The 7,699-nt window shown below is 48.7% G+C and carries 10 protein-coding genes and 1 pseudogene; 8 read left to right on the top strand and 3 right to left on the bottom strand.

Going from position 1 to position 7,699, the window contains the following annotated elements:
• Positions 1–256: 256 nt before the first annotated feature.
• Positions 257–2,020 (top strand): annotated as a pseudogene (locus BRW63_RS29330) (Tn3 family transposase).
• Here the strand turns inward: BRW63_RS29330 and BRW63_RS26370 are convergent.
• Both BRW63_RS26370 and BRW63_RS26375 read right to left on the bottom strand, forming a co-directional pair.
• Entirely contained in the window at positions 1,983–2,948 is a 966-nt protein-coding gene (locus BRW63_RS26370; protein ID WP_073075290.1) for a ParM/StbA family protein, read from the bottom strand. The pseudogene BRW63_RS29330 and the gene BRW63_RS26370 overlap by 38 nt on opposite strands.
• A 45-nt stretch (positions 2,949–2,993) precedes the next feature.
• Entirely contained in the window at positions 2,994–3,194 is a 201-nt protein-coding gene (locus tag BRW63_RS26375) for a hypothetical protein (protein ID WP_073075291.1), read from the bottom strand.
• 207 nt (positions 3,195–3,401) lie between these two features.
• On the opposite strand from BRW63_RS26375, the gene BRW63_RS26380 reads away from it, so the two are divergent.
• The 4 genes from BRW63_RS26380 to BRW63_RS26395 are packed head-to-tail and all read left to right on the top strand — an operon-like array spanning position 3,402 to position 5,016.
• Complete coding sequence (locus BRW63_RS26380) at positions 3,402–3,593, top strand: ribbon-helix-helix domain-containing protein (RefSeq protein ID WP_073075297.1); 192 nt, start codon at positions 3,402–3,404, stop codon at positions 3,591–3,593.
• A gap of 15 nt (positions 3,594–3,608) precedes the next feature.
• Positions 3,609–3,827 carry a hypothetical protein gene (locus BRW63_RS26385; protein WP_073075292.1) on the top strand — a complete coding sequence of 73 codons (219 nt, stop codon included), beginning with the start codon at positions 3,609–3,611 and terminating at the stop codon, positions 3,825–3,827.
• The gene (locus tag BRW63_RS26390) at positions 3,827–4,444 is read left to right on the top strand and encodes a Uma2 family endonuclease (protein ID WP_073075293.1); all 618 of its coding nucleotides are present in this window, start codon (positions 3,827–3,829) and stop codon (positions 4,442–4,444) included. The genes BRW63_RS26385 and BRW63_RS26390 overlap by 1 nt, the downstream gene beginning before the upstream one ends.
• Positions 4,441–5,016 (top strand): Uma2 family endonuclease, encoded by a 576-nt coding sequence (locus tag BRW63_RS26395; RefSeq protein WP_073075294.1) that lies wholly within the window; start codon positions 4,441–4,443, stop codon positions 5,014–5,016. Before BRW63_RS26390 ends, BRW63_RS26395 begins: the two co-directional genes overlap by 4 nt.
• A 1-nt stretch (position 5,017) precedes the next feature.
• Here the strand turns inward: BRW63_RS26395 and BRW63_RS28645 are convergent, their stop codons facing one another.
• Positions 5,018–5,158, bottom strand: coding sequence for a hypothetical protein (locus BRW63_RS28645; RefSeq protein WP_181314514.1), 141 nt, complete (start codon positions 5,156–5,158; stop codon positions 5,018–5,020).
• Between the two features lie 538 nt (positions 5,159–5,696).
• Between BRW63_RS28645 and BRW63_RS26400 the strand changes: the two genes are divergently transcribed.
• The 3 genes from BRW63_RS26400 to BRW63_RS26405 all read left to right on the top strand — a co-directional run bounded on the left by BRW63_RS26400 (position 5,697) and on the right by BRW63_RS26405 (position 7,609).
• The gene (locus BRW63_RS26400) at positions 5,697–5,945 is read left to right on the top strand and encodes a hypothetical protein (RefSeq protein WP_073075295.1); all 249 of its coding nucleotides are present in this window, start codon (positions 5,697–5,699) and stop codon (positions 5,943–5,945) included.
• A 99-nt stretch (positions 5,946–6,044) separates the two neighbouring features.
• Positions 6,045–6,623, top strand: a complete 579-nt coding sequence (locus BRW63_RS27950; protein ID WP_143162129.1) for a hypothetical protein — start codon at positions 6,045–6,047, stop codon at positions 6,621–6,623.
• Entirely contained in the window at positions 6,620–7,609 is a 990-nt protein-coding gene (locus BRW63_RS26405) for a DUF3854 domain-containing protein (RefSeq protein WP_073075296.1), read from the top strand. The genes BRW63_RS27950 and BRW63_RS26405 overlap by 4 nt, the downstream gene beginning before the upstream one ends.
• The last annotated feature ends 90 nt before the right edge of the window (positions 7,610–7,699 follow it).

Raw genomic sequence — 7,699 nt, forward strand, 5'->3', positions numbered from 1 at the left:
CTATGAGTTATTGCCAGAAACATCAGAGACCTTTATCTATCTGGCAATGATTCGGATTATGGTCAAGCGCTTGGCGTAAAATTTGACCCGCTACAACTTTTAAAACACCCTCTTAGAGCAGTGTGAAGAGATCGCTGCTTACAACAGTGACAATTACTTACCCTTATTGTGGCGGTTTTACAGTCGCTATCGCAAACTGCTGTTTACGCTCGTCCGCTCGCTTGATATTCGTTCTACAACTCAAGATCAGTCCTTAATGGAAGCCTTGGCGTTTGTGTTGGAACATGAGCACCGCCGGGGTCAGTGGTTATCCGCCAAAACCCTTGATCTCAGTTTCGCCAGCGACTCCTGGCGACGATTGGTGATTGTCAAAAAAGATGGCACAGCCGGTGTGGTGCGGCAACAACTAGAGATTTGTATCTTCACCTATCTCGCCACTGAGCTGAAGACAGGCGATGTCTGTGTTGTTGGCTCAGAATCCTATGCTGATTTTGGAGAACAACTGCTGAGCTGGCAGGAATGTCAACCTCAGTTAAAGTCCTTCTGTCAAGAACTGGGCATTCCCTCTGAGCCAGATGAATTCATCGCTCACTTGACGACTTGGCTGACTCAAACGGCGGTTGAAGTAGACCAGATTTGCAAAGACGGAACGCAAGTGACATTTTCACAGAATGGGGAGCCGGTACTCAAGCGAATCCAAGCACTGCCTCAACCTCTCGGAGCTAGGGAGTTGGAAGCCTTGATCCACCAGCGACTACCTGAACGGAGCATTCTCGATATTCTTGCTAACGTCGAGCACTGGTTGCATTGGACACGGCACTTTGGTCCTGAATCTGGCTCCGAACCCAAACTAGATGACCCATTGGAACGATATATTTTGACAGTCTTTGGTTTGGGATGTAACCTCGGACCCAATCAGACCGCGCGGCATACCAAAGGACGAGTGACTTCTCATCAGTTGTCCTAGGTTCATCGTCGTCACATCAATGCCAAAAAGCTGCAAGCTGCGATGACTGACATGATCAACGCTTACGCTCGGCTCAATTTGCCGAAAATCTGGGGCACGGGTAAACGGGCAGCAGCAGATGGTTGTAAGTTTGAGACCTATGAGAACAATCTATTGTCGGAATATCACATTCGCTATGGTGGCTATGGCGGAATTGCCTATCACCACGTCTCTGATACTTACATTGCTCTGTTCACTCATTTCATTGCCTGTGGAGTCTGGGAAGCGGTCTACATCCTAGACGGACTGCTCAAAAACACGTCTGAGATCCAGCCCGATACCCTACATGCCGATACGCAAGGGCAATCGGCTCCGGTCTTCGGATTGGCTTACTTATTGGGGATTCAGTTGATGCCGCGCATTCGCAACTGGCAAGACTACATTTTCTTACGTCCGGATCAAGATGCAGTTTATGAATACATCGAACCGCTTTTCAAAGGAGTTGTAGATTGGCAGTTGATCCGAACGCATTGGCAGGACTTGATGCGAGTGGTGTTATCAATTCAATCGGGCAAATTAATGCCGTCTACGATCTTGCGTAAACTCAGTACCTACAGCCGCAAGAATAGGCTCTATCAGGCATTTCGAGAGTTGGGGCAGGTGGTACGAACCGTGTTTCTGTTGCAATACATCTCTCAGCGAGATTTGCGGCAGCAGATTACGGCTTGCACGAATGTTGTGGAAGGGTTTAATCAGTTCCTCAGTTGGATGTTTTTTGGCAAAGACGGCATCATCACTGAGAATGACCCGGAGGAGCAAGAGAAGCGGCTCAAATATTTAGATGTCGTCTCTTCTGCGGTCATTCTCCAAAATGCAGTAGACATTTCTTGGGTAGTGCAAACTTTGAGTGCAGAGGGCTACCCGGTAGACCGAGAGGCGTTAGCAGTGCTGAGTCCCTACACGACGAAGCATTTGAAGCGATTTGGAGACTATGTGCTGGATTTGCAGAACATTCCGCAACCACTAGAATCCGCAATCAGTCTGCCGATAGAGAGCGGTGAAAGCCATCTGTGATGAGCGTTCTAGGGTTCCGTGGCACTATTTTACACGTATCTCGGCTCGACCCCAAGAGCACTTCACCCAAGTCGTTTAGATAGGGTTGCCACTGGCTAATAGCTTTAGAGCGAATATCGTCTAACCACTGGTCACGGCATGAGGCAAAGTGAGTCATAAAGCTTGCACCATTGCGCCCAACTTGATAAGAACTGCTTTCGATGCCGTCCATAATTGCGGAAAGGTCAGCACTGGTAGACGTTTCCTTAAGTAACCTCGCCTGAATCATTTGGGCTAACTGATTGGTGCCTGGTAGGGTAATTGATGCCTCTCGCAGCATTAGCCCGTCTGGGCTGTACAGTCTTCCTGATGAGGTGCCACCGCCAAAGTCAATCACGCCATTGACGGCATCAAGCCACTGGTACAGGTCATTCTTGACCCCATAGTTGTAAGCGGCGGTTGCCTCCTCAATCAGCGTCACTTTTGCGATCGTGGTGATCACGTCTTGCCCGTTGCGAGTGTATTCAAAGGTGCCTTGAAGCTTCTGCGATTGGGCGATCGCTTCCCCATTCCGCACGTCTGGAACTGCAATCTTGAGGTTCTCAACTCTCAGAATGCTTTGACCATAGGACGGCTCTAAGGCTGCAAACACAGAATCTTGCATCATTGAGAGCTTGCCTTTATCAAACGCGCTCTTGCCCTTCATCGTCTTGGCTGCGGTGCCAACGGCGTAGAGAGTGCCGTCGCGATGGATGATGACCGTCTCAGCAGAAGGGGCGGGTACGTCTTCCCAGGATGGATCGAACTCTCTGATCACGTTAGGCAGTCGAATCATTGCACCGGACGCTGAGACATATTCGAGGTAGCGGTTGCCAGGGTTGACTAGAATCTCGTGACGGATGGCGGTGCGTGTCGTGATGAGTCTTTGCACTTCGGTTGTAGGGGTCATGGGTCGTTTGTCCTGGTAGGTAAATTCGGCTGATGGTTTGGGGCGTTAAGGCTTTTGATCAGGCAAGCGAACACCTCCGGTGCAGCAAGGCTGTTCGGGGTCAACTTCCCATGTGCCGATGAGGTGTTTCCCATAGCGAGAAACCAGGAGGGCGATCGCGTGAGAAGGTGACGGGCTTTTAGTCACTGCCTGAATTTGATCAACGGTCGATCGGATATCGCTGTCCAGAACAATTCGAGTCGTCATAGGTTTTTGGGGATGGGGCAAAAGCTTTGGGATGGAGGCTAAGGAACGGTTTCGAGTCTCTGCGAATTCCTTAGCGATCCTTTCTTGGAACTCATGGTAACATCAATTCGTTACTTGCAATCACTAAAACGTGATTGATAGGTTACTTTTGGTTCATCCAACAAACCGTGTCGTAACATTAGGGTGAAAATGACAGAGAACACTGGTATGAGTAAGCGGATCGGGCTAACTATTCCCGACGCGATTAACGAGAAGCTAGAACGATGGGCAGAGGCAGAAGGAAGACCCGTTGCCAATCTGTGCAACTTCATCATTGAAAAAGCAGTGAGGGAGGCAGAGGAACGCGGGGATGTTCCAAAGCAAAAAGATATCCCTGCAACTGAGAGCAAGGGAAAATAGGGAGGGCGATCGCCAATGACCAGTCAGCCAGACCCCACGATCGGGATTCAGTACGAACTCAGGCAATTAGCGACGGCAACCACCGAGTTAGCCGAACGAATCAATGACCTGAGAGAAGCCATGACAACTGGCTTTACTGACCTCAAGCAAATCACTCAGCAACAGGCAACCACAGCCCAAACTCAAGCTGAAAGTGTCACGAAGCTGATTTCTCTATTGGAGCGCGATCGTTAATGACACAATCTGCTCTAAAACTTCTGACCTTCGATGACTTCATCACTCGCTATGGAGACAACGATCGTTATGAATTAATTGATGGAGAACTCACCGATATGGAACCGACTGGACCTCATGAAGAGGTTGCTGCCTTTGTTCTCCGCAAAGTGAACGCTGAAATTGATCGCCTTGATATTCGGTGGTTTACGCCCACTCGGTGCCTAATTAAGCCGCTCGGAACTTCGACTGCTTTTCGTCCTGATGCCGTTGTGCTGGATAAAGCTGAAATCGTTAAAGAACCCCTGTGGCAAAACGAGCCTGTAATCACCTTGGGTACTTCCATCAAGCTCGTTGTAGAGGTTGTCAGCACTAATTGGCAAAACGATTACGCTCGGAAAGTAGAAGACTACAGCACGATTGGCATTCAAGAATACTGGATCGTTGACTACTTGGGGCTAGGAGGGCGCGACTTCATAGGCAACCTAAAACAGCCCACGATTTCAATTTATTGTCTGGCAGAGAGGGGATATCGCTATCAACCCCCAACTCAATTTAGAGGTGGAGATCGGGTCATCTCTCCTACATTCCCAGACCTGCAACTGACGGCTGAACAAATTTTGAGGGCGGGGCTATGACGCAACTACTCGACAAAACTACAGACCATCGCACGGTTCTACAAGGGAACTGGGAGCATTTCACACACCTCCAAAAAGGCTATGAGGAAATCTCTCGTGCCAAGCTGACTTACTACGATGGAACGATCGAGATTTTTATGCCGGGTGAGGATCACGCCACGTTTACACACGTCATCGGTTTTCTACTCAGCATCTATTTAATTGATCAGGGAATCGCATTCAAACCCACGGGTGATAAGACACAGGAAATTGAGGGCGTTGTTTCGACGCAAGCCGATCAAAGCTACTGGCTTGAGAGACAGAAGAAAATCCCTGATCTGTCGATCGAGGTTGTCTTTACCAGTGGCAACACTGCGAAACTTCCTAAATATCGAGCGTTAGGCGTGTCTGAAGTGTGGTTCTGGGAAGATGGCACGTTAGCGCTCTATCACTTGAGAGAGGGTGGTTATCAACGCATCGATCGCAGTGAGCTACCAGGGTTAGAGGGTTTAGATCTAGACCTGCTAAAGCGCTGCATCCTCATCGGAGAAACCGATCTAGGTCAGGCGTTGAAGCTGTTTCGAGGCGTGTGACCTAGATCGCGTGTCCGGTTTCGTTGTGTGTCCGGTTTTTGGATGGGGCGATAGAGGATGTAGAGTTTGTAGAGGTAGCGATCGAGGGTTGGGCGCGATAGAGGATTGGAACCAAACACCACGAAACACCACGAAGCACCATGAAGTGACACAAACGCCACAAATGCCACACAATGTATTACAAAATAAGCCTACGAACTAAATCCATCCAACTTTCTGCACGGTCGAAGGTTGAATGGTGCAGAAAGCATTTACTTGTCTCCAAACCCAGGTAACGGAAATAGTGATACTACCTTTTAATTATTATAAAAAGTCTTCTTTTTTTCATAAAAAGTTCTCTTTTTACCTACCTAACAACGCGCCAATGCTGTTTGCTGACTTGACAGGGTGACTAAATACTTTCACACCCTATCAGGGATTACAGTAAGGCTTTCTCTCTCAAACGCTGCAAGCCAAGCCGTCAAAATGTCAACGGGCAAGCTGCCACTTTGATAAATCTACTTGTCATGTTGATTTATCACTGTACACACTTTTTGGAATTCCTGAATTCTGGCAAAAATTGCTGTTAGGTATGTCGGATAGTCGTACAGCTTGGCGATGCGAGAAGGCAGCAGTCGGTAAGACGCTTAATTTTTGTAATTTCACCGATCGTAACGATCTCTAAATGTACTTTTGGCTCTATGATCTCTACAAACTTGCAAGACCGGATTTATAACAAAATCATCATGGAATATCGTTTCTACGCGCTGCTAAATCAACGAATCCCGAAGTCGCTTGAGGCTGGACTCAAACAAGAAGCTGACGAGAGCGACGAAATCTTAGCCGATGTCATTCGGGACTGTCTCTATCGGGGTCTAACCGATCGACAAAGATTGAGACGGAAACTCGCCAAACAAGAAACCCCTCCACAACTGGTGAACAGTCGGTAGAGGGGTTTCTCGTTTTTGTAAACCTAAAAGCGTTCACGCCTCAGAAACTAGAGCGCTTTTAGACCACTAGCCACAGATCGAATCTGTGTGACAGATTCTATGCACGATATTAGCTCACGCTCAGACAGTTTTAATAAACTTTTTTCTCGCTTCTGCCCACCATTCTACAGCATAGAACCGTTACAGGGCAAGAGTCTTAAGTTTCAGTGGATACTAGAAAACGAAAAATGTGCGATCGTTCTTGCACGATTTCTTGATCGCTTCATCGCGTTCCTCCAAGATTTCGGTTTTTGCAAGCTGAAACGATCGAGAAATTGCAGCATTGCGACGCGCTGGCGAAGACAAAAATCGCACTCCTTCACGTTGAGATCGTGCCGCAGCGCGTCGCAAGAAAAGCAGCGGTACGCAGCCAGCACCGAAAAATTACGCGCGTACCAGAACTGCAAAACTTTTACAGGTAAGGGCTTACGGGCATTTCTGCTAGTGCGTACTGCGATTTCTTGGCGCGTCCTTGCGTACCGCTTCAGCCTCAAAAAATCAGCACAAATCGAGCGTGAAGCGGGGCGACCAACTGGCTATCAAGAGCGCAGTTTTTGGAGGTGGATAAAGCCGTTTCCTGACAGCGAGATCGTGCTTCTTGAAGACGCGGCATTCCTCCAAACAGGAGGTGCGTCATGAGTGCATCTATCCTTCAAACGACCCCCACTTTAGAGACTTTTTCGCAGAGATTTGAGCATGAGTGCATCGTGGGCAGCGAGATCGATTCTTGCCTCTATAGCGCGGCGATCGAGATCGTTGAGGACACCGGATATTTTGAGCCGAACGAGTTCTTAGGACAGAAAGTTTCTCGTCAGTGGCAAACCCACAAACCCCACAACTACAGAGCTTTGGCGGTTTTCCTCAACGAAGACGATGACCCCTGGCAAGCCAAGCCAGAGCATCCAAGAGTTAATCACAAGACGGGCAAAGAGCAAAAATACGAGTCGATTAAAGGCAGAGGTGCGAGGGCTTTTACGCCTCCCGTCACTGTCGGAATCTATCGAAAAATCACCGAACGCAACAGCATTGCTCAAGAGGATTTATGGCTAAAACTTTTAGTAGAAGCCGCAAGGCAGAACGAGCTAGACACGCTGCTTCAGAAGTGGAGCGGATCTGGAGCCAGCCAGTTAACGATCGAGCGTGGCGCGATAGCGGGGATGGGCTTTTCGTCCTCCTCCTCAAAGAACTTTATCCAGAATCAAGCCTTAGAGAAGCTGCAAAAACTCTTGCAGCCGAACACCCAGGAATTGCATTCACTCCAGCAAGGCAACCCTACACAGGAAGTCCTTGCAGCGCTATGCTGCTTTGTCGCGAATTTGCCATCCCGAACCCGCGTCCCGAATTTCTGGAAGTGGTTAGAACAGCGCGTTGATATCCCTCTAATTCTGACTGAGGGCGGTAAGAAATCGCTCTGTCTGCTGTCTCAAGGCTATGTCGCGATCGCGCTCTACGGGGCACGGGGCGGTGTGGTAGAGAACGAGGTTATCGGTGGCGAAAAGGTTCGCAAATTGAAGCCCGAACTCATTCACGATCTGCAACGGTTCGCAGTTCCCAAGCGCTCGATTACGATCGCGCTTGACCAAGACGATCGCATCAAAACTATAGCAATCCTAAATCAGTTGTAAGATGAAGGCTGAGTGGGTCGTGACCCCTGATGACAACCGTGAAAGATGGTATGCAAGATCTGCTTAGCTTTATCAACCAAACCGATGATG

The sequence above is a fragment of the Phormidesmis priestleyi ULC007 genome (assembly GCF_001895925.1).
GTDB lineage: Bacteria > Cyanobacteriota > Cyanobacteriia > Leptolyngbyales > Leptolyngbyaceae > Phormidesmis_A > Phormidesmis_A priestleyi_A.

Excerpts from the sequence above, each read along its gene's own strand:
- BRW63_RS26370 (WP_073075290.1), bottom strand. The coding sequence starts at position 2,948 with ATGACCCCTACAACCGAAGTGCAAAGACTCATCACGACACGCACCGCC.
- BRW63_RS26375 (WP_073075291.1), bottom strand. The coding sequence starts at position 3,194 with ATGACGACTCGAATTGTTCTGGACAGCGATATCCGATCGACCGTTGAT.
- BRW63_RS26380 (WP_073075297.1), top strand. The coding sequence starts at position 3,402 with ATGAGTAAGCGGATCGGGCTAACTATTCCCGACGCGATTAACGAGAAG.
- BRW63_RS26385 (WP_073075292.1), top strand. The coding sequence starts at position 3,609 with ATGACCAGTCAGCCAGACCCCACGATCGGGATTCAGTACGAACTCAGG.
- BRW63_RS26390 (WP_073075293.1), top strand. The coding sequence starts at position 3,827 with ATGACACAATCTGCTCTAAAACTTCTGACCTTCGATGACTTCATCACT.
- BRW63_RS26395 (WP_073075294.1), top strand. The coding sequence starts at position 4,441 with ATGACGCAACTACTCGACAAAACTACAGACCATCGCACGGTTCTACAA.
- BRW63_RS28645 (WP_181314514.1), bottom strand. The coding sequence starts at position 5,158 with ATGGTGCTTCGTGGTGTTTCGTGGTGTTTGGTTCCAATCCTCTATCGC.
- BRW63_RS26400 (WP_073075295.1), top strand. The coding sequence starts at position 5,697 with ATGATCTCTACAAACTTGCAAGACCGGATTTATAACAAAATCATCATG.
- BRW63_RS27950 (WP_143162129.1), top strand. The coding sequence starts at position 6,045 with ATGCACGATATTAGCTCACGCTCAGACAGTTTTAATAAACTTTTTTCT.
- BRW63_RS26405 (WP_073075296.1), top strand. The coding sequence starts at position 6,620 with ATGAGTGCATCTATCCTTCAAACGACCCCCACTTTAGAGACTTTTTCG.